The organism is Martinezella calliandrae (assembly GCF_030272695.1).
Taxonomy (GTDB): domain Bacteria; phylum Pseudomonadota; class Alphaproteobacteria; order Rhizobiales; family Rhizobiaceae; genus Rhizobium; species Rhizobium calliandrae.
Window position 1 is genome coordinate 1 of the sequence record NZ_JARFYN010000055.1, and the last position, 17,987, is coordinate 17,987.

The window sequence follows — 17,987 nt, forward strand, 5'->3', positions numbered from 1 at the left end:
GTTCGTCAAAACTCAAATGCGAAAAGGTACGGCTCAAACCATGGCTCCCGAAAAGCAGGCAGCTTAGCGCCTTTGTTGCAGTTCGAGATAGAATGTACCCCGGCTACACACAAAAAGTTCATAAGGTGTATTATGGAACGACCAGGCGGTTTCGCAGGTGTTGCTTTCTGTACCCAAACCGCCGCTTACGTTGTTGTGGATTTCCTCGATAAACGGCGGTTTGCCATGTTGCTTTTCTGGGGCTGCACTGTGACATTTGCCCGCGTCCTGGAGCGCGGGTCAATATGCCAGTCAGCTTCAATTCGTCATCGTTGCCACCTACGCTACGCGGCATGGCTAGCGTCGATCAGTACGGAATTCCTCGGTTCTGGGCGACCATCTGGATCGACGTGCTGAAATCGATGATGGAGCCGTCAACCAAGCGCAAGCACCTAATAGCCTGGATCGGCTTTATGAAGCGTGCGATCGTCAGCGTGGCCTCGACTGCCTTGACCGCTTGATCGCCGAGGCTGACGCGGATGTCCTTGAGAACGTCCTGCTGAGATTCCTCGCCCGACTGCGCAACGAGGCGGTCATAAATCGCCCGGTCCTAGCCTGGGCTTCCACCCAATCCTTCATTGAGTCTGGAAGAGATACGTTCATCGTGGCCATTGGTAACCTCCATTTGAAGGTACCATAATGGATTTTGGCAAATTTGGTCAAAGGCGCGAACGCCTGGAAGGGTTAATAACCAACACCTTTTGATACAAAGTACTATCCGTTAGAAATTGCCCAGTCGCGGATATTAGTGAGCTGATGAAAACACACCAATCATCCTATCGGCTCCACAAAGGCCCGGACAGTCGCTCTCGCTGGTGCGAACTTAATCTGCCCCATTCCGCGGTATTGGCTTATCGTGCAATCCCCCCGTCCACCGGTCCGAAACGTCATATGGAGCAATCCTTTGGATTGCGGCATCGGTACCTATGCATAACTCGGCCCTCGCTCAACTTCGCTGAGGTGGCTTGTGTTGCTGTAGTGTCGCACCTAGAGGTGGTACCGCTACCGCGAACCAAGACGAGAGATGGCAGACCCTTGAAAATATCTCAATTGAGATACGTAATCGCGCGAGCCGTGACATCAGGAGAAGCGATAATGGCCGCGCAGACATCTATGCTGCACATTCGAGTAGACGACAAACTTAAGGCTGACGCAACGGAAACCCTCGCCAATATCGGCTTGTCCGTGTCGGACGCCGTGCGGATCTTCTTAACCCGCGTCGCTAAGGAGGGGGGGCTACCTGCCGGATTGACGACCGATGCCGAAGCCCATGACGAATGGTTCCGTGCCAAGGTCCGTGAGGCTCTGGCCGACCCACGACCGGGCGTGCCGCATCGTAAGGTCATGGATGAGGCACAGGCGCTGATCGACAGGAAACGTCGTGCCTGAGCTTGAATGGCTGGAAACCGCTCGAGCCGACCTACTGGCAATCGTCGACTACATCTCTGATGACAATCCCGAAGCCGCACAAACGCTGAAGGACGATATTGAGGCAAAAACAGCAAAGCTTCGAGAACATCCCCGACTTTACCGGCCCGGCCTATCGAAGGTACGCGAGAGGTGATCGTGCGCGCAAACTACATTGTTATTTATATGGAAGATCCGTTTGCAGTACGCATCCTACGTGTCCTGCATGCCGCCCAACAATGGCCTCCACAGAAGTGAGGATCACCAACATCCCCCTGCCGACCATCGGCCGCAGCACCTGGGGAAGATTCAAACGGCACTATTGGGGAGTTGCTCCGGTACTGACACCGTATTGGGGTAGTCTCGCCGCGCTCGACGTGAGAACATCCGTCGCCTCATACTGCCGAGCATACCTGATGTGTTGGAGACAACAAGGATTCAACGTCAAACGGAGGAGCACTGCCTGCCAAGCTGAAGCCAGCTTTAGTATCGCGTTTTACAGCATACATGAGCTGATCAGCGTGGCGCATCAACTCGTGCAGCGAAGCGCTGTCACCAGGAACGGCGACCACCGCGCCCATGCTGCATGTGACGCTGTGGCCAGTGCTCTCCAACGCTGCCGTGAATCCCACATGCAGCCGCTCGGCCACTTCCGGGGCGCACTCAGTCTTGGACAGCTTTATCAACATGGCGAACTCGTCACCGCCCATCCGTCCGAAACAGTCCTCCAAGCCGATCAGTGACTTCCCCTCTTCTGCAAAGCATTGCAGGAGCCGATCCCCTGCTTGATGTCCGAACCGATCATTAACAGCCTTGAAGCCATCAAGATCGAAATAGGCAAGTAGCAAAGGCTGATTGCGCGTTTTTGCCGGCGCAAGCATCGCCTCAGCTTGGCGCTGGAACTCCTGCCGATTCAAAATTCCTGTCATCCAATCCCGCCGCGCGAGGAGGCGCTCTCGGTCGAAGCTTTGCCGGAAGCGCGACACGATACCAGCCGCACATCCAAATTTGATAAGTTGCACTACCAGCCCGATCATCGCACTTCCGTCCAGATGACCGGAAACCCCAAGCAAGATTACAGCCGACAATGTAATTTCCGCGACCGCGACGCTCATCCCAGTTTTGAAATCGAAACGCCAGCACGCGATACAAATTGGCAGCATATAGAGCGGGCCGCCATTGTGGATGCTGCTGGCTTGGAAAAGCCAATCCAAGCCTGCAATACAGATTGAGCTAAAGACCACCAGTCGCCAAGCAGCGACTGGCGTCAGGGAATCGAGCCACTGTTCCGGGGAAAACGATGTGGGTTTGAAAACGCCACTTCGCTGGCTTCGATAGTCTTCCCGCAATGTTGTCATCCCTCCGTACACCGTTGCTCCGCCTGTGCGCCGATGAAAAACCGGACTAGCTGCATCAGAGGATCTAAAGATGCGCGAGGCCAATACCGAGCGTCGGAAACCGGAGGTTAGTCTGACACAGACGCCTTTGGCTCAACTTGAGCGCCCGTCACACAATGCTTATTCCTAACCTCGTGGGATTTCCATGCCCGCTCTGCGCCTCCACAAGCTACCGAAGGAAATAACTGAAAATCCTTAATATTTAGGGAGCGCAACCTCTCTGCGAGCGGGGCGGTCGCGTAATCGGCGAGAGCGGCCGCCCGTACGTCGAGCTGCAGGGCGATGAAGGAAACCAGTTCTTTGGGAAGCCCGGCGGAGCGCTGAAGAATCTGAGCGAGGGTCATGCCAGGGTGGCGAAACAGCGCAAGCTGAAGGGCAACGCCGAGCCGATTGCGGTCTTCTCGCCGCAGCCGGAGTTGGTCGATGTCGCGCGGCTCAAGAGTGTAGAGCCGGGCCAGGTCATCACGCTCGATCGGGATCCCCAGCAACTGTTCCCGCTCGGCTTCGCTTAGCAGTTCGCGCTTGCGCATTGGCGGCCCTCCGGGCGTCCATAAAAGGCTTCACAAGTTCATGGACGGACTGGAGACATATTCCGTGGACGGAATCGAAGCCGTTCAATGTACTCAAGCGTGGTTGTCCATAGAACGGCCGTTTCGGAGACAGACAAGATGGGGGCAGTTCTCGGTTATGCGCGCGTCTCGACCGGCGATCAGGACGTCGCCGGCCAGACCATGCGGCTGGAGCAGGCCGGCGCCATCAAGATCTTTACCGACGTCAAATCCGGAAAGAGCATAGACCGGCCAGACTTCGGCGAACTGCTAGCCTAGCCCGCGCCGGCGACATCTTCGCCGTCGTCCGGCTCGACCGCCTCGGCCGATCGCTGGTAGAATTGCTTGAAACGGTGAGGATGCTTCGCGAGCAAAAAATCGAGCTTTCTAGCCTCGAGGAAAAAATCGACACCTCCGCCGCCGCCGGCGAACTTGTCTTTCACATATTCGGGGCCATTGCACACTTCGAGCGCCGACCGATCTCGGAGCGGACGAGGGATGGGATTGCGGCCGCCAGGGCGCAAGGCAAACGGCCCGACCGTTAACCTCTAGACGTAAAAATGGTTGAGGCAGCCATGAAGCTCGTTAGTGCTGGAACGTCACCAACCGAAGTCGCAAGGCAGCTCGGCCTCGGCCGCTCCACCATTTACCGTGAAATGCGCCGACTGGGCGTCAGTCGAGCCTATTAGCGCCGACTTCACCGACTTGAAAGAAGTTCAATATTGGAAATTCCCTGCGTGCCAAGTCCCCGCTGTCAGACCTCCTATGTTGTGAAGCGGGCGGAAAATTCCATTCTTCTTCATGTCCGTGTGAGCGCCCGCACCCCGCGCAGCAACTCGGCCCGCGCCCCCGCTTTTGCCAGCGCTTTCGACAATTGCCAAGGTGTTCACCAAGACCGAATTGCTTGCGCGTCGATGAGTTGTTCCAGGCGCTATGCAGGAGCCGCATGCTTCACACCGGGGCGCGCTTCACCATTTCGCGCAAAGCATCTTCATCTCTCACGCCGGCCTGAAAGAGTTCTATGAGAGTTCGCGCAAGCATGTCCGCTTCGTCGCTGTCGTTTGAGATGTGTCTAGCTTCCAATTCTCCATCGAGTAGTCGTTGAAGCACATCGAGGTCATCGGGTGAGAGTGGAAGGGAATGGAAGTCTCTCTTGGGGTACATAATGCTACCTCCCCTTGGTTGGGCGAATATTATGCGCTGCGTGACGGCAATGCGGCTTCGGACTCATGTTGTATGGCGGGGAAACCACGCCATGTCCTCTAGCAACCCGGCGCGGCGTGCCGCCTTTACGAAAGCGCGCCTTGCTTCGTCCGGTTGTCTCCAGCCGTCCAGCGCGTCGCGGCAGACCCGACAAGCTGCGCGATAGGTTCGCCCTCTCGCGCCTTCGGGCCACCGGTCGCGAAGGCACTCCAGCGCTTCCCAGGAATTGGCGACAACGCGCTCTTCGGCGGAGGCAAGGCGCAACCTCACCGGGACGGGAAATCGAATATCGCTCATCAGCTATTCCTCCTAGGGACCGGTCCGATTTACTGCCTCCGGCTTGCCAAACGGAGTCAAGCGCACGACTCTGCCAGCGGCGACGACTGCCTCGCTGTCCGGTGCGAGGAGGTTGGCGCGTCGCGCGAAGGCGACAAACGTCCCGCGAGCGGTCTCGACATCAATCTCGCCCGCAAGTGCTGCCCTGCAGGCATTGAGCGCGATTGCGTGCGTGGGGTTGCGCTTCGATGGCGGCCACTCATTCAGCCAGGCATAGGCCTCTCTGACGCCCTGGATTTCAGCTGGAAATCCGAGACCCATAAGGATTGTGACTGGATGTCGAAAGCAATCGCGTTCCATCGTTTTCCTCCATTCATGCGACAGCAAAGTTGCACCTACCGGATCACCAGCAAGAGTTTCGACCCACCGCGAAACAGATCGACCGCGATCGTTCCGCTGGCGTCCTTTAAGGCGGCCATAAAGTCCGCCACGGTCGTGACACGCCGGCGATTGACGGCAACGATCACGTCGCCCATGCGCAAACGCGATCGAGCCGCGGCCGCTTCCATCTGCAATAGTGGAGAGAGTTACCGCAATCTCGCCCGCGTCCGCGACGACGTGGTGATTGGTGAGGATGTAGCCCTTGCCGGCGTCAACGATGACACCAGAACCGGCGCTCAGCCGCTGCTGCTGCTCAGGCAGGTTGAAATAGCGGCGGAAAAAGGGATCATTGTAGAGAGGGTTGGTTTCGGCAGGAGCGCGAGACCGCACTGCGATGTTGACGACCGCCGGCGTGATCTCCTCCAGGACGTCGGGGAGCGATCGTTGCGCGCTTACCGAAATGGCGGGCTGCGGCTGCGCCGCCAGTAGCGGCGCAGGAACCAGGATGAGGACGAGTGCGGCGAATACGCCTACATATTTCGACGAACGCGTGGTCATTTCTGGCCCCGAACTTTTAGATCCTCCTTCGGAGCGGGCTGGCGCGCCTCGGAACCCAGCCCCATCACTTTTTTTGGCTCCTGCCAACCTGCTCCAGTTCGACGTCCGAACGCTGCACGTATTGAAGCGCAACGCATCGGTTCACAGATCGAACGACCCTCCGCGCCCCGTCGGGGCGCGGACTTGTCGCTTCCGTCAGAAGTCCATGCCTCCAGGCGGCATCGGCGGGACCGGTACATCCTTCTTCGGCTTCTCGGCAACCATTGCCTCGGTGGTAATCAGCAGGCCGGCGACCGAGGCAGCGTCCTGCAGCGCAGTTCGAACGACCTTGACCGGGTCGATCACACCCTGAGCGTAAAGGTCACCGAACTCGTTGGTCTGGGCGTTCCAGCCATAGCCAAATTCTGATTTCTCACGCAGCTTACCGACGATGATCGAGCCTTCGGCACCCGCGTTCTCGGCGATCTGGCGCACCGGCGCTTCGATTGCACGGCGGACAAGCTCGATGCCGTGCCTCTGATCGGGATTCTCGGTCTGAATGCTGTCGAGTGCTTTGACGGCCCTAAGCAACGCAACGCCCCCGCCGGGCAGTACGCCCTCCTCGACCGCCGCCCGCGTGGCATGCATCGCGTCGTCGACGCGGTCCTTGCGTTCCTTCACCTCAACCTCGGTCGAGCCGCCAACGCGGATCACGGCAACGCCGCCAGCAAGCTTGGCCAGCCGTTCCTGCAGCTTCTCGCGATCGTAGTCCGAGGTGGTTTCCTCGATCTGCGCCTTGATCTGGGCGACGCGGCCCTGAATCTCCGTCTTCGAGCCTGCGCCGTCGACGATCGTCGTGTTTTCCTTCTCGACGACGACCTTCTTGGCACGCCCAAGCATTGTGAGTGTGACGTTTTCGAGCTTGATGCCGAGATCCTCGGAGATCGCCGTCCCGCCAGTCAGGATGGCGATGTCCTCGAGCATGGCCTTGCGGCGATCGCCGAAGCCCGGCGCCTTGACAGCAGCGATCTTCAGACCGCCGCGCAGCTTGTTGACGACGAGGGTCGCCAGCGCCTCGCCCTCTACATCCTCGGCGATAATCAGCAACGGCTTTCCGGATTGAACGACCGCTTCGAGCACCGGAAGCAGCGCCTGTAGGTTCGAGAGCTTCTTTTCGTGGATGAGCACGTAGGGCTCCTCCAGTTCGACGCGCATCTTATCGGGATTTGTGATGAAATACGGCGAGAGATAACCGCGGTCGAACTGCATGCCTTCAACGACCTCGAGCTCCGTTACGGCGGTCTTGGCTTCCTCGACGGTAATCACACCTTCATTGCCGACCTTTTCCATCGCCTCTGCCAGGAAACGGCCAATCTCCGCGTCGCCATTGGCCGAGATCGTGCCGACCTGGGCGATCTCGTCATTCCTGGTGACTTTGCGGGCGTTCCCGCGCAGTTCCGCGACCACGGCTTCGACTGCCTTGTCGATGCCACGCTTGAGGTCCATCGGGTTCATACCGGAGGTGACGGCTTTCGCTCCCTCCTTGACGATCGCCTGGGCGAGAACCGTTGCAGTGGTGGTGCCGTCGCCGGCGATGTCACTGGTTTTCGAGGCCACTTCGCGCACCATCTGGGCGCCCATGTTCTCGAACTTGTCTTCAAGCTCAATCTCTTTGGCGACGGTTACACCGTCCTTGGTGATGCGGGGCGCACCGTACGACTTGTCGATAACGACGTTGCGTCCCTTGGGGCCCAACGTGACCTTGACGGCATTGGCGAGAATATCGACGCCACGCAGCATTTTCTCGCGGGCTTCAGTGTGGAATCTCACTTCCTTGGCAGCCATTTTTCTACTCCTTCAATCGGTCTGGCTCGCTCAGGCGACCTTCTTCGCCGATGCTTCGCTCTCGATCACGCCCATGATGTCGGATTCCTTCATGATCAGCAGATCCTCACCATTGAGCTTGATCTCTGTGCCGGACCATTTGCCGAACAGGATGCGGTCACCCACTTTGACATCGAGTTCGACCAGCTTGCCGCTATCATCGCGTGCGCCCGGACCAACGGCGATGACCTCACCTTCCTGCGGCTTTTCCTTCGCCGTGTCGGGGATGATGATGCCGCCGGCCGTCTTTTCCTCGGCTTCAATGCGGCGGACCAGGATTCGGTCATGCAAAGGACGGAACGTCATGTCGCTCTCCTCATAGACAATCAGGTTTTTAGAGGTGCCTCCGCGCCGCATCCGAAGAATCCGACGCGGGACGTGCGATCCTTTCGGCATCGCGCACCATTCGATCTGGTTTCTGGTTTTTCGAGTTTCAAGAGGGTGGTTAGAATTTTTTAGCACTCGACCATATCGAGTGCTAACGCTATGAAATCATATAGTTATTGCGCGCCGATCCCGCTCCAATAGTCTTGAACCCCTCTTGACGCCGTAAAATGGAATCCCCATTTCATGGTCATCGACGCCCATATGGGGTCGCCATGGTCAGGGAGCGCCGAGCTTCTTGGCGCTTCCTCGTACCTATGTTGCTCTACGGAGGATGTAGCTATGAGAACAAACCTCGACTTTACCCCCTTCTACAGGTCAAGCATCGGCTTCGACCGCATGTTCGACTTGCTCGAAAACGCCAGCCTCAACGCTGACAAATGGCCGCCTTACAACATTGTCAAACTCGGCGAAGATGCGTACCGCATCGTCATCGCGGTGGCAGGTTTTGCCGAGGACGAGCTGACGATCACCCACGAGGCAAACATGCTCGTGGTCAACGGCGCGAAATCAGAGGATGAGGAGGTACAGTATCTTCATCAAGGCCTCGCCGTGAGGCCGTTTGCGCGCAGATTTGAACTCGCCGATCATGTCATCGTCGAGGGCGCAAAGCTCGAAAACGGGCTACTCGTCGTCAATCTCAAAAAGGAAATCCCCGAGGAGATGAAGCCGCGTCGAATCGCCATCCAGGCCGAGCCGACGAAGCCCGATTCGAAACAGATCGAAGGCGACAAGGCGGCTTGATAGGCAAGCGCTGCTTGATTCCTCTCCTGTTGTCGAACAGTTGAAGGAAAACGGCGGCGCCAAGAAAAAGAAACCGAAGAAAGGATGAAGCTATGAGTGTACGTGATCTGATCCCTTGGAGCCGTGGCAGCAGCCAGGTTCCGAGCGTATATCGCGGTGATGACATGGATCCATTCCTGTCGCTGCACCGCAATGTCAACCGTTTGTTCGACGAAGTCTTCCGCGGTTTCGGCTCGCCATCGTTGTTCGGTGATACGCCCTTCAACGGCACGTGGCCGCACGTGGAGATCGAGGAGAATGACAACGAGATCCGCATCACAGCGGAGGTTCCGGGAATTGATCCAGACGCCGTCGAGGTGCTGCTGGAAGACGGTGTGCTTACGCTTCGGGGCGAAAACAAAAAGGAGGCCGAGGACAAGGATCGCCGCTTCAGCGAGCGCTACTACGGGCGCTTCGAACGGCGGCTGTCTCTTGGTCGTCAGGTCGATGAGGATAAGGTTGCCGCTACGTTCAAGAACGGCCTGCTCACAGTGACGCTTCCGAAGACCGAAAAGGCGCGAGCCAACGTCAAGCGGATCGCGATCGATCGCACCAAATAATATCGCTCATGCCAGCCGGGTGGAGAGGTGCCCGGCTGGCTACTAGCGACGACGTCGATGACGGAACCACAGGCAATTAGGTCCGCGCTGAGCGGAAGTTCGCGGACCACGTCGGCAACCGGCCGCTGGCGGTTGGCATCAACCCGCCATGACCGAATATTGGTCAGACGGGAGTACACATTTTTCGCCCGTCACGCTCGACGACCTACCTGCCGGTTTTCGAACGCAATGCTCTGCACTATCGGGCGCATCCACCCGCGCAGCGAGGGAAGGCCCCGCTGAAGCGGCGGGCCCCACTGGGCCTCAGACATGCGTAAAGGCAGCCGAACGAACTCTGGCGCAAAGGCACCCAAATGCCCACGTATGGCGCCTGGCGGGCGGCCCTAACGGATCCTTAAGCGCGACGGCGAATGGGCGCGGCGCGGCGCGAATGCTCGGAAGGCTGGGGCACGAAGAGTGCCCAGCCATAGCCGTTCTACGCAAGCGAGCGTGGACCGCCAGCACTGCTCTTCGTCCCGAGCGGTCCATCCGCAGCCGTCGACATGCCCGCATCGTGACATGCGTCAATGAACGCATCGCGGGCGATGGCGACTGGCGTCACTCGGTTCAGAGCACGGCGGCACGTTTGAACAGCCCGATTGTATTTTCTGCCTCGATAGATATTCCAATCCCCTTCGAGGAAATCGAGCGCGTCGTTGACAGAAGCGAAGATCTGGGCCACCCCGTCCTTCATGCGGACACTGACGGGCGTCATCCATACCAATTCCGGATTGAGCATGATGTCCTCCTTTCGCGTTCACACCGGATGAAAAAGAAGTGAAAGAAATATCGGCGCCGAAGTCGCGAATTTCAAGACTTCCGAAATGCCGCAGCGCGGTGCATCCTTACGCCTTCGCCATGCACGATCACGAAGTGACCACCCTCTAGCGGGAACGCAAGGCGGCGGGCATTTTCGGGCGTCGCAAAGCCAGTCAGAATGTAGGTCAGCGCCGCGCTGAATAGGGTAAACGACACGCCTGTCGGCAAGTAGCGGGTCCAGACCCGCGAGCCTCGCGGGATACGGCACGGTCGACGTACATGTCGAGCGAGGGAAACCAATGCCGCAGTCGAGACCACTCCAACCAGGACGAGGCGCGTCCAAATTCCCGCAATGTCCCATCGGCCGACGAGCAGGATAAGCAGGAAAAAGACTGCGGTGTCGAGTGCAACCAGCAGCCATCCGGGGAAGCTTGGCTCGTCGAGCCGCCACAGTTTCCATGCGAAGGCGTCGGAACGATGATGCAGACCGCTGTCATAAACCCGATAATTGCCAGCGAGGCGTTCATCGCTCCCGTACTCCAGCTCGCGCTGATCAGCCTCACATGGCGCCGACGCTGCGGCACCAGTCCTCAAGCACCGCTTCAATCTCAGTCGTGGCATCACGGTCCCGCTCACGCTTGAATGCCCACCAGATAAGGGCTCCCTGCCACATGCTGGCCATTTGCCAGCCCATCTGCTCGGCATGCGCGGCGTCATCGGTCAGCCGGCGACCCAAGGCTCCAGCGAGATATGTACCCCAAGCGGCTCCTCGTGCGCGGAGCGTTGGATTTCGGATATCCTCTCGCAACAAAAGCAGCCCGTCCGTCACGCTATACCCTAGTTGATCCTCTGGCATGAGCCGCATCAGGATCTCGACCGCGCCGGCCGGGCTGATCGGAGCGTTCGCGTCGGCTTCGGCGGTAACCGCATTGAGGCGGTCCCAGGCGTGTAAAAGGATGGCCTCGACCATCGCCTCGCGCGTGCCGAAACGCTGTACGAGCGTCGCGCCGGACAATCCGACCGCCTGCGATGCCCGAGCAAAAGTCAGACTGTCGGGCGCAGCGGATTTCAGAAGGGCCAATAGCCGGTCGAGGACCGCTTCATCGGAAATGGTCTTGTTTCTACCCATATCGCTATTTATAAACGAGCATTCATTTATTATCAAGAAGGAGCCGCGCATGGCCAGGATTTTAGGGTATATCGCAACCAGCCTGGATGGGTTTATCGCCACCAAGGCGGACAACCTTGACTGGCTGTTCAAATATGATGGCCTTGAGCTTGGCGAGCACGACTACCGCCACTTCATCAAGCGCATCAGGACCGTCGTCATGGGTCGAGGCACCTATGACTTTCTCGAAAATGACGGCTCTCCCTGGGCCTATGCCGAACAGCGCGTTCTGGTCGTCACTTCCAGGCCGATCGCAACGCCGAAGGGAGATTTGGAAACCCGGAGCGACGTCGATGGACTGATCGCGGAATTGCGAGGCCTAAGCGACGGCGATGTCTGGGTTCTTGGTGGCGGGGAACTCCAGATGACTTTCCTTGAACGCGGCGCGATCGACGAGATCGAGATATACCTCATGCCCGAGATTATCGGTGGTGGCCGGCCGCTCTTTCCCGCGACAGGCTTCGAGGCAAGCCCGACCCTGATCGACGCTCGGCCGATGGACAGGGGCTGTGTCCGGCTGCACTACCGTTTTTGATGGCAGCGGCCACATATCTCGGCACCTCCCATATCTAAAAGCGACCGTGCCTATTCCGCGTCCGCGTTCGATTCCTCGCAAGATAAGGAGAGAATGATGAAGCAATCAGCCTTTGTGGGCAGTTGTCAGGCGGCCCTGAAGCGGTCAAATGCCGTAAGGTGCTTGGTCGGTGGATCAGCTTCATCCCAGCGGTAGATTTCCGAACGCAGATAGCGAAGTTCGTCGTCGACGCCCTCTTCTGCAATCTCGGTCCACCAGCATTTCGGGCGGCCGTCGCTTCCATCAGACCAGCGATAACCGCGCGCCTTCAGGTGGTCTTTCATATCGAACGGACTGCTTTCGGCGTAGATGCGGACACGAGACCGCTGGCTGGCTTGATAGAGTTCGGCAAAGGGTGTTTGCCCGCGACCAGCACCATCGCTCGAAAGAACTTCGAGCAGTGCAAAACAATCATCGACTGCCCGATGCCCCTCGTGAAAATACCCTGCCTGCCCAATCAAATATCCAAGCTTGGTCCCTTCGAAGCCGCGCGAGATCCAATCGATTTCCGAGACCGAGCAGGCCCAGGCTTTGCCTGCGAATATGGGCGAAAACGCCTCGCAGAACGGGCGATCGAAGCCGGCATTGTGGGCGATGATGAGGTCGGCGCCGTTGAGAATTGAGCGCAATTGATTAAGATCGATGATCTGGCCAGCCACCATTTCGTCGGTAATGCCTGTCAGCCGCGTGATCTCGCCCGGAATTGGAATGCTTGGCTGCTGCAGGCCGCCATAGACGCCGGTGACATCGCCAATATTGCCTAGTTCATCAAATGTGAATGCAACTGCGCCGATTTCGATGATCTCATCCTTGCGATGGTTGAGGCCAGTTGTTTCGGTATCGATAACAACGCCCTTCAACGGAAACCCGGGCCGCGCTGCCGTTGCGACGGTACGCGGTTCGAGCCTTTTGAGGATCCGGTATCGGCCGGTCGCCTGGAGGTGCCGGACCATGTCGTCGTCACTCAAGGCAGCCAACGGTTGGCGCTTTGCGGCCAATGAAGCAGGTGCCTTCGCGGTAGGTGTCTCACTTGAAACAAACAAATCGAACTGCGTCACGTGTTTCCCGGGCTCATCTCAGAACGAACTCTCCAGACTGCATCGTCCGGCAAATCGGTATAAGCCATCGTCTCGAACAAATCAGGAGGAAAGATGGAAACTGTGGAAATCAGCAACCGTAGCGACCTCGCCCTTGGGGCGATCGAGCGGGTGCAGGAAATCGTAACGTCCGGCGAAGACTTTCCATCGCTGTGACGACTCGTTTTCGGATCATGCAAGGCGGAGATGGTGCGTTCCCGGATCATTCTCCTTGCATTCACTAGGGCCTGCTCTCGACACTTTTTCTCGCTGCGCCAACCGATCGAGCGCCTTCACCTCCCGATACCGATCAAGTTCGATTGATCCAAACCACTCGTCAGAACTCTCAGGCTCGCTTGATTGCAGCCGACTATGCCGCCCCGACCCGCCCCCGCTGCAGCGTCGCACCAGGACACCAAGGTTGCCGATATCAACTGCGACAAGCCTGCACGGTCAATGACGCAGGCGCGATGGCGGAAGAGAGTGGGAGTCGAACCCACCAAAGACCGTCGCTCGGCCCCTCCCGGATTTGAAGTCCGGACGTCCCACCGGGGACGCATCTCCTCCAGAAGCAAGATCTTCACCGCTATTCGCCAGGTTCCCGAAGAGATCCAGACGGTCGCTATTGACGCGGCGCAGATCGCCACGACGCGACGTCACGCGTTGCCGATCGAAAAAATCGAGGATCTGGATCGCAACCTTGCGGCCGTTTCCGACACGGTCGCGAAACTGCATGGCCGTGAACCAACCCTTGTCAGCTGCTGCGCTGATTTCGGCGATAATTACGACCATTTCCCCGACTGTTTCGCGCCGAAAGAAATGATCCTGTGCAATCTCGTGCACTTTCCCCATGCGGCTGGCGAGCTTCAGCAGCCGGCGTACTTGGTGCTCAGGAATTGCCAATAACACGCCAATATCGCGCACGCGCGGCGGACGAAACCGCTCGGCGCCGCTAAGTAGCGGCGCGATCTCATTCCAAAGGCGCTCGTCAGCCGCGGACATTGTCACCTGATGGCCGGCGAGCCTGACCCAGGCTCCGTCCAGAATAACGTCTCCTTCGCGCGCAAGATCCTTGAGGGCCGCAAGAAAAGCCCGTACCGGCAAACGCAGGTCGAGCTTTGTCCGGAGCAATTCGATTCCAATCCCTGGCAGGTCGGGATTGTCCGCATGAAAGCTCTGGAGTCGGTCCAGAAGGCTGCCGCGATATGTCTTCCAGCGTTCCGACGACATCGCCAGCGTCGTGCCATCCACAGACCATGCCTTCACGCCCGGCAGTCCAGCCAAGGCACTGGCTTGCGCTATCGCGAGCGCCTTGTCCCGAGCGAAGGCGGCTACGTCGACATAGAATGGGTGCACCGCAAGCAACGCCTTGAACGCAGCTTCCGGCTCAGCCAATGAATTTGCGTTAAGCCGCGCAATCCGCTCTGGCGCGCGGCGCTTGCGGGCCGGGGCGCGCAAATCCAGAAATTGGCCGCCGCCGATCGTGCGCCGGGCCGAAGTATCACGAACGACGTAGCGATCGCCAGCGGCTGCCGCAATCGGCCGGTCGAGCACAAGCTGCACCAGACTGCGTGTTCCCGGTAACAGGAACTCCTCCGTCAGCAGGACGATACGGGCACCGACCTGCGTCGATGCGTGATGAAGCCGCACCGGAAACCAATGGCCAATCGGCTTCGGCTCGGAACCAAGTACGCGCAAGGTTGCATCAATCCTGTCCGTCGGTGCGTGCAAGCTTGCATCGCACACGATATCGCCGCGACCAATCGCTGCTTTGGTGATTCCCTGGCCAACGAGGTTGAGAGCGCAGCGATCCCCCGCGCGCCCATTCTCGCTCGGCCTGTTCTGCGTATGGATCGAGCGAATTCGGGCGCTGAGACCAGGGGGACTTATGGTGACATGCTCGTCGAGCGATACGGTGCCTGAAAGTACAGTTCCGGTCACGATCGTGCCGGCGCCGTGGATCGTGAAGGAACGGTCCACGGCCAGACGAAAACGTCCTGTCGCCTGCCGTAGCGTGAATCTTCGAGCAGCCTCGACGATCTGATTGCGTAATGTCGCGATACCCCGGCCGGAAACGGTTGAGACCGCGATCATTTGCGTAGCGCAAAGTGCGGAGCCGGCGAGCGCCTCCCGTACCATGGCTTCTACCTCGACAAGCCTATCTTCCTGAACAAGATCGGTCTTGGTTAGAGCCACGATGCCATGCTCGACACCCAGAAGATCGACGATGGCTAGATGCTCGCGTGTCTGCGGCATGACCCCATCATCGGCAGCTACAACGAGCAGAACGAAATCGATACCACTGGCACCGGCAAGCATTGTGTGCATGAACTTCTCGTGTCCCGGCACATCGACAAAGCCAAGTGTCTCCACACCCTCCACGGGCATGTAGGCAAAGCCAAGATCAATCGAGACTCCGCGATCCTTTTCCTCCTTCAGCCGGTCCGTATCTATGCCGGTCAGCGCCTGAACGAGGGAGGTCTTTCCATGATCGATGTGTCCGGCAGTGCCGATTATCACGTTCTGTCCCCTTTACCGACAGCGCGGGCATGGGCGGCCGGGCTTGGCGGCAAGCGGCTACGAAGATTCATCAGAACCTCCCCCGAGCGCAAGATCAAGACCCGTGAAATTGGCCATGAACCCTTCCTCGTCTTCGAGACAGCGCAAATCCAGCACCAGAGAACCGCGTTCGACACGACCGATGACCGGCATCGGGAGCCGCCTGAGCGCCGCTGCCAAATCGCTCAGCAAACGGCCGCGACCATCAACCGGCGTCAGGGCGAGTCCGATGCTCGGGACTGCGGAGAGTGGCAGGGCGCCGGAACCGATCTGGCTTTCGCAGCTGACGACAGAAACATGGAAGAAAGCGTTTAATGCGTGCTCCACGACCGGTAACAGCCGCCTCGCCTGCGCACCAATGTCAACCTGGGAACGGGTGAGCCACCGCAGCGTGGGAAGGCGCTTGGTCAGACGGTCCGGATCACGGTAGAGCTTTAGCGTGGCCTCAAGTGCAGCTAGTCTCATCTTGTCGACCCTAAGGGCCCGCTTCATCGGATTTTTGTTAATCGTTTCGATGAAGGTTCGGCGCCCGACTATGAACCCGGCTTGCGGTCCACCGAGGAGCTTGTCGCCAGAAAAAGTGACGACGTCTGCTCCCTCGGCGATCGCCTCGCGGACGGTCGGTTCGTGCGCGAGACCGAAGCGGGTCAGATCCACCAGGGTACCGGAGCCGAGGTCGTTGACGAGTGGCACGCCCTTGTCGTGGGCGATCGCCGACAACTCGCGTGCGCCCACCTCTTTCGTAAAGCCTTCGATCCGGTAGTTGGACGTATGGACCTTCAGTATCACGCCACTATCGGGGCCAATCGCGCCGCCGTAGTCCCTTGCATGGGTGCGGTTCGTGGTGCCGACTTCGACGAGACGGACGCCGGAGCGCTCCATGATGTCTGGCATTCGGAACGCCCCGCCGATCTCGATCAATTCGCCCCGCGAGACAATCACTTCGCGGCCAGACGCAAGGCTGTTTAACACCAGCAGGACGGCTGCCGCGTTGTTGTTGACGACTGTCGCGTCCTCCGCCCCCGTCAATTCGCAGATCAGCGCGCGCAGATGGTCGTCCCGTTCGCCGCGTATGCCGCCCTCGAGGTCGAACTCAAGCGCGACGGCCTCGCGCATCGCGACTGTCGCCGCATCGATTGCGGCATCCGCAAGCACCGCCCTGCCGAGATTGGTATGCAACACCGTCCCCGTTAGATTGAACAGCGGCCGCATCGTCGAGCGGTCAACGGCATCCAGTTTGGAAAGCGCCGCCGACGCGACTTCGTCGCGGGAGGGAATGTCCTGGCCCTGCCGCACCTTGTCCCGGATGTCGGAAAGGATGGCGCGGACCGCATTTGCGACCGCGGACCGACCGAAACATTCGATCGCCGCAGCGGCGGGTGCTGTTTTCAGGACCTGGTCAACCGATGGGATATTCCGCAATCTGGCGCTTGCGTCCAACTTTTCCTCCTCAAAAGCCGGCCAGGAGTGGCGCGAATCCGCCTCGATGATACCGGCGTTCGCGCATCAACAGATCAAGGCCCAGGCTTGCAACGTCGTCGGCGACCGGATCGGTCTGCGCGGCCTTGTCCTGATAGAAGATCTTCGACCAGCCACCACATTCGTCGCAGGTTTCCGCTCTGACGGTCCCGCCCTGCCCTTCTATTTCCTGGTAGCCGATCCCCTTGGTGGAGCCGCAGAGCACGCATTTGACCCGGACATAATGCCAAAGCGTGCCGCAAAGCGAGCATGCGCAAAACCGCGCGCCATGCGCGCCAGGCCACCCAACCACCATGGACGATACCGGCTTCGAGCCGCAGGCGGGGCAGAGGCCATCGGCCACGGGGGCCAGCATCTGCGGATCGAGAACCGACGCGAGCCGGGCAAAATGGATCTGGAGTGCCGCCCACACAAACACATGTTCGGCGATCTCGTCTGCCGGCAGGGCACTGGTGAAGACAGTTCTTCCCATGGCGACGCGTTTTGCGAGATCGGTTCGTGTTACCCGCGCAAGCGCTGCGGTTGCCTGGGGCGGCTTTTCAATCGCGGCAGCGGCCGCAAAGAAACGATCGAATATGCCAGCGATCGTTTCATCCTCACCTACCCGGTCTCGATCCAGGGGCGGCATCTCGAACTCGCGTGCGCGCTTCATGGAGGCAAGATCGAAGGCTTCTGGATCCGGCAGATCTATTTGGACGTCGTGTTGCGCTTGAGAAAGTCCAGCGAGGAAATTTAGATAGGGCCCGAGATCGCTGGCCTCGGCCAATTGACGAAAGCGAACGGATCTCGCGGAAAAAAGCGAAACGAGGTCGGGAACACGCGCAAAAGGCGGCGATGACACATCTCCGATGGCGGTTGGATCCGGCGCGACCTCGCTCTTGCGTCCCATAACACTCCCTCACGAACCCAACGGGCCACGTGATGCAAATCCGAA

The 17,987-nt window shown here is 59.0% G+C and carries 21 protein-coding genes, 1 tRNA gene and 3 pseudogenes; 9 read left to right on the forward strand and 16 right to left on the reverse strand.

The genetic code is table 11. From position 1 onward, the window contains the following. The first annotated feature begins 332 nt into the window (after nucleotides 1–332). On the forward strand, nucleotides 333–500 hold the full coding sequence (locus PY650_RS29045; protein ID WP_285883249.1) for a hypothetical protein: 168 nt from the start codon (nucleotides 333–335) through the stop codon (nucleotides 498–500). A gap of 64 nt (nucleotides 501–564) precedes the next feature. Here the strand turns inward: PY650_RS29045 and PY650_RS37495 are convergent. Continuing rightward, nucleotides 565–651 (reverse strand): annotated as a pseudogene (locus PY650_RS37495) (ribbon-helix-helix domain-containing protein); the annotation flags it as partial. A gap of 483 nt (nucleotides 652–1,134) precedes the next feature. Between PY650_RS37495 and relB the strand changes: the two are divergent. From relB to PY650_RS37505, 3 genes are read left to right on the forward strand one after another with little or no spacing between them, the layout of a single operon-like run. Beyond that, on the forward strand, nucleotides 1,135–1,428 hold the full coding sequence (relB, locus tag PY650_RS29055; RefSeq protein ID WP_285883205.1) for a type II toxin-antitoxin system RelB family antitoxin: 294 nt from the start codon (nucleotides 1,135–1,137) through the stop codon (nucleotides 1,426–1,428). After that, complete coding sequence (locus PY650_RS37500) at nucleotides 1,421–1,603, forward strand: type II toxin-antitoxin system RelE/ParE family toxin (protein ID WP_285883206.1); 183 nt, start codon at nucleotides 1,421–1,423, stop codon at nucleotides 1,601–1,603. Before relB ends, PY650_RS37500 begins: the two co-directional genes overlap by 8 nt. Before the next feature lie 2 nt (nucleotides 1,604–1,605). Further along, entirely contained in the window at nucleotides 1,606–1,704 is a 99-nt protein-coding gene (locus tag PY650_RS37505; RefSeq protein WP_285883207.1) for a hypothetical protein, read from the forward strand. A 137-nt stretch (nucleotides 1,705–1,841) separates the two neighbouring features. On the opposite strand, the gene PY650_RS29070 is transcribed toward PY650_RS37505, so the two are convergent. Together PY650_RS29070 and PY650_RS29075 are read right to left on the reverse strand one after the other, a co-directional pair. Further along, a complete protein-coding gene (locus PY650_RS29070; protein WP_285883208.1) occupies nucleotides 1,842–2,795 on the reverse strand; it encodes a GGDEF domain-containing protein in 954 nt (317 codons plus the stop codon). A gap of 116 nt (nucleotides 2,796–2,911) precedes the next feature. Beyond that, on the reverse strand, nucleotides 2,912–3,373 hold the full coding sequence (locus PY650_RS29075; RefSeq protein ID WP_285883209.1) for a DUF4158 domain-containing protein: 462 nt from the start codon (nucleotides 3,371–3,373) through the stop codon (nucleotides 2,912–2,914). Nucleotides 3,374–3,574: 201 nt separating this feature from the next. Between PY650_RS29075 and PY650_RS37510 the strand changes: the two are divergent. Both PY650_RS37510 and PY650_RS37515 read left to right on the forward strand, forming a co-directional pair. Continuing rightward, nucleotides 3,575–3,936 (forward strand): annotated as a pseudogene (locus tag PY650_RS37510) (recombinase family protein). A gap of 30 nt (nucleotides 3,937–3,966) precedes the next feature. Then, nucleotides 3,967–4,080: a helix-turn-helix domain-containing protein gene (locus PY650_RS37515; protein ID WP_285883212.1), complete on the forward strand. Its 114-nt coding sequence runs from the start codon at nucleotides 3,967–3,969 to the stop codon at nucleotides 4,078–4,080. A 262-nt stretch (nucleotides 4,081–4,342) separates the two neighbouring features. Here the strand turns inward: PY650_RS37515 and PY650_RS29095 are convergent, their stop codons facing one another. From PY650_RS29095 to groES, 5 genes are all read right to left on the reverse strand, one after another. Beyond that, nucleotides 4,343–4,555, reverse strand: coding sequence for a hypothetical protein (locus tag PY650_RS29095; protein ID WP_285883213.1), 213 nt, complete (start codon nucleotides 4,553–4,555; stop codon nucleotides 4,343–4,345). Nucleotides 4,556–4,618: 63 nt separating this feature from the next. Further along, nucleotides 4,619–4,891, reverse strand: coding sequence for a DUF982 domain-containing protein (locus tag PY650_RS29100; protein ID WP_285883214.1), 273 nt, complete (start codon nucleotides 4,889–4,891; stop codon nucleotides 4,619–4,621). A gap of 12 nt (nucleotides 4,892–4,903) precedes the next feature. Further along, the gene (locus PY650_RS29105) at nucleotides 4,904–5,230 is read right to left on the reverse strand and encodes a DUF982 domain-containing protein (protein WP_285883247.1); all 327 of its coding nucleotides are present in this window, start codon (nucleotides 5,228–5,230) and stop codon (nucleotides 4,904–4,906) included. A gap of 774 nt (nucleotides 5,231–6,004) precedes the next feature. Then, entirely contained in the window at nucleotides 6,005–7,633 is a 1,629-nt protein-coding gene (groL, locus tag PY650_RS29110; protein ID WP_285883215.1) for a chaperonin GroEL, read from the reverse strand. 30 nt (nucleotides 7,634–7,663) lie between these two features. Then, complete coding sequence (gene groES / locus PY650_RS29115; protein WP_285883216.1) at nucleotides 7,664–7,978, reverse strand: co-chaperone GroES; 315 nt, start codon at nucleotides 7,976–7,978, stop codon at nucleotides 7,664–7,666. Between the two features lie 360 nt (nucleotides 7,979–8,338). Between groES and PY650_RS29120 the strand changes: the two genes are divergently transcribed. Continuing rightward, a complete protein-coding gene (locus PY650_RS29120) occupies nucleotides 8,339–8,800 on the forward strand; it encodes an Hsp20 family protein (RefSeq protein ID WP_285883217.1) in 462 nt (153 codons plus the stop codon). 92 nt (nucleotides 8,801–8,892) lie between these two features. Next, on the forward strand, nucleotides 8,893–9,399 hold the full coding sequence (locus PY650_RS29125; protein WP_285883218.1) for an Hsp20/alpha crystallin family protein: 507 nt from the start codon (nucleotides 8,893–8,895) through the stop codon (nucleotides 9,397–9,399). Nucleotides 9,400–9,874: 475 nt separating this feature from the next. Here PY650_RS29125 and PY650_RS29130 read toward each other — a convergent pair whose 3' ends face one another. The 3 genes from PY650_RS29130 to PY650_RS29140 all read right to left on the reverse strand — a co-directional run bounded on the left by PY650_RS29130 (nucleotide 9,875) and on the right by PY650_RS29140 (nucleotide 11,326). Then, entirely contained in the window at nucleotides 9,875–10,177 is a 303-nt protein-coding gene (locus PY650_RS29130) for a DUF982 domain-containing protein (protein WP_285883219.1), read from the reverse strand. A gap of 71 nt (nucleotides 10,178–10,248) precedes the next feature. Next, on the reverse strand, nucleotides 10,249–10,791 hold the full coding sequence (locus tag PY650_RS29135; protein WP_285883220.1) for a hypothetical protein: 543 nt from the start codon (nucleotides 10,789–10,791) through the stop codon (nucleotides 10,249–10,251). After that, nucleotides 10,757–11,326 (reverse strand): TetR/AcrR family transcriptional regulator, encoded by a 570-nt coding sequence (locus PY650_RS29140; RefSeq protein ID WP_285883221.1) that lies wholly within the window; start codon nucleotides 11,324–11,326, stop codon nucleotides 10,757–10,759. The genes PY650_RS29135 and PY650_RS29140 overlap by 35 nt, the downstream gene beginning before the upstream one ends. Before the next feature lie 49 nt (nucleotides 11,327–11,375). On the opposite strand from PY650_RS29140, the gene PY650_RS29145 reads away from it, so the two are divergent. Next, nucleotides 11,376–11,900 carry a dihydrofolate reductase family protein gene (locus PY650_RS29145; RefSeq protein WP_285883222.1) on the forward strand — a complete coding sequence of 175 codons (525 nt, stop codon included), beginning with the start codon at nucleotides 11,376–11,378 and terminating at the stop codon, nucleotides 11,898–11,900. 125 nt (nucleotides 11,901–12,025) lie between these two features. On the opposite strand, the gene PY650_RS29150 is transcribed toward PY650_RS29145, so the two are convergent. The 5 genes and pseudogenes from PY650_RS29150 to fdhE form a co-directional block, all read right to left on the reverse strand. After that, a complete protein-coding gene (locus PY650_RS29150; RefSeq protein WP_432761596.1) occupies nucleotides 12,026–12,997 on the reverse strand; it encodes a 3'-5' exonuclease in 972 nt (323 codons plus the stop codon). 489 nt (nucleotides 12,998–13,486) lie between these two features. After that, nucleotides 13,487–13,582 (reverse strand) — tRNA-Sec (locus PY650_RS29155). A gap of 123 nt (nucleotides 13,583–13,705) precedes the next feature. Next, a pseudogene (gene selB / locus PY650_RS29160) lies at nucleotides 13,706–15,535 on the reverse strand (selenocysteine-specific translation elongation factor); the annotation flags it as partial. A 57-nt stretch (nucleotides 15,536–15,592) separates the two neighbouring features. Then, the gene (selA, locus tag PY650_RS29165; protein WP_285883225.1) at nucleotides 15,593–17,014 is read right to left on the reverse strand and encodes an L-seryl-tRNA(Sec) selenium transferase; all 1,422 of its coding nucleotides are present in this window, start codon (nucleotides 17,012–17,014) and stop codon (nucleotides 15,593–15,595) included. A 10-nt stretch (nucleotides 17,015–17,024) separates the two neighbouring features. Then, nucleotides 17,025–17,942, reverse strand: a complete 918-nt coding sequence (gene fdhE, locus PY650_RS29170; RefSeq protein WP_285883226.1) for a formate dehydrogenase accessory protein FdhE — start codon at nucleotides 17,940–17,942, stop codon at nucleotides 17,025–17,027. Nucleotides 17,943–17,987 lie beyond the last annotated feature (45 nt).